This window comes from Psychromonas ossibalaenae ATCC BAA-1528, assembly GCF_000381745.1.
Lineage (GTDB): Bacteria > Pseudomonadota > Gammaproteobacteria > Enterobacterales > Psychromonadaceae > Psychromonas > Psychromonas ossibalaenae.
In genome coordinates, this window is sequence record NZ_KB907068.1 from 1 (window position 1) to 1,519 (window position 1,519).

Consider the following 1,519-nt stretch of genomic DNA (forward strand, 5'->3'; position numbering starts at 1 on the left):
GGCACTCTGCAGGAAAAAGATAAGATAATTCTTGATCAGACTGCGCAGATAAATGAACTGATAGAAAAGTTCCAACTGGCACAGCATAAACAGTTCGGACAAAGCAGTGAATCACATGCACCACAAGATATCATCTTTAATGAAGCCGAACTTATTATCGAGACGGCAGACTGCGATATTGATGGAGAGTGTGAAAATAAGAATGATTCAGCATCTCAGTCGGTGACACTGAAGAATAAACCTAAGCGTCAAAAGCTACCCGAAAATTTGCCCCGTGACGTGATTATTCACGATATTGATGAAGCGCAAAAACACTGCGCCTGTTGCGGGAGTACTCTGCATAAAATGGGCGAAGAGCGCACTGAAAAACTCGAATTCATTCCGGCCAAGATTAAAGTGATTGAGCATGTCAGATTAAAATACAGTTGCCGGGAATGCGAACGTTCAAATACCCAAACAAGGATTAAAATCGCACCGGTCCCGAGTAGCCCTATCGCTAAAGGCATGGCGACATCGAGCTTATTGAGCCAGGTTATTATCAGTAAATATCAATATGCCTTGCCGCTTTACCGTCAAGAATCGATGTTTCAGCAAGTTGGTATTAGTTTAAGTCGCCAGACACTCTCCGATTGGATTATAAAAAGCAGCCTGCTCCTCAAGCCACTAGTTGAACGCTTACAGGAAGTACTCTTAAAACAACCTGTTATCCATGCAGATGAAACACCGCTTAAGGTCATTAAGGAAGAGAGAGTAAATTGTTATATGTGGGTCTACTGCAGTGGAACTGATTCTCCAAGTGCAGGGGCGCTGCCTAATATTGTGTTATACGATTATCAAAACAGCCGCGCCGGAGCGTGCCCCGTTGCATACCTAGGTGGATATAAAGGTTATCTGCAAGTTGACGGTTATGCCGGTTACTCAAAAACAGATGCGATATTAGTAGGCTGTATGGCGCATGCCCGCCGTAAATTTAAAGAAGTGGTGCAGGCCCAGCCGAAAGGTAAAACGGGTAAAGCAAACTGGGCATTGAATCAGATTCAAAAGTTATATCGTATTGAAGCTGTACTCAAAGGGAAATCGCCTGCCGAGAAACGCACAGTACGACGAGAGCACTCACAACCTTTACTGGATAAATTTAAAGAATGGTTAGACAAGTCTGCCGAGCAAGTACCGCCGAAAAGTGCGCTTGGAAAAGCCGTCAGTTACAGCATTAATCAGTGGCCTAAGCTGGTGCAATATATTAATGACGGTCAATTATCTATTGATAATAATCGTGCAGAGCGGGCGATCAAACCATTTGTTATTGGTCGTAAGAACTGGTTGTTTGCTAATACTAAAAATGGAGCTGTAGCCAGTGCGATTCTTTATAGCGTTATCGAAACGGCGAAAGCAAACGGGTTAATGCCCTTTAACTACTTAATGCACTGCCTTGAACAGTTATCAAATCAGCCAGATGAGATAGATTCGCTCTTGCCATGGAACGTAAAACTCGAGCCAGTGTAGTTGGCCGGACGCTTAC

Annotated in this window: 1 protein-coding gene; it reads left to right on the forward strand. The window is 43.7% G+C overall.

Going from position 1 to position 1,519, the window contains the following annotated elements:
• The first annotated feature begins 6 nt into the window (after nt 1–6).
• A complete protein-coding gene (gene tnpC, locus G327_RS0123610; RefSeq protein ID WP_051090342.1) occupies nt 7–1,503 on the forward strand; it encodes an IS66 family transposase in 1,497 nt (498 codons plus the stop codon).
• Nucleotides 1,504–1,519: the final 16 nt, after the last annotated feature.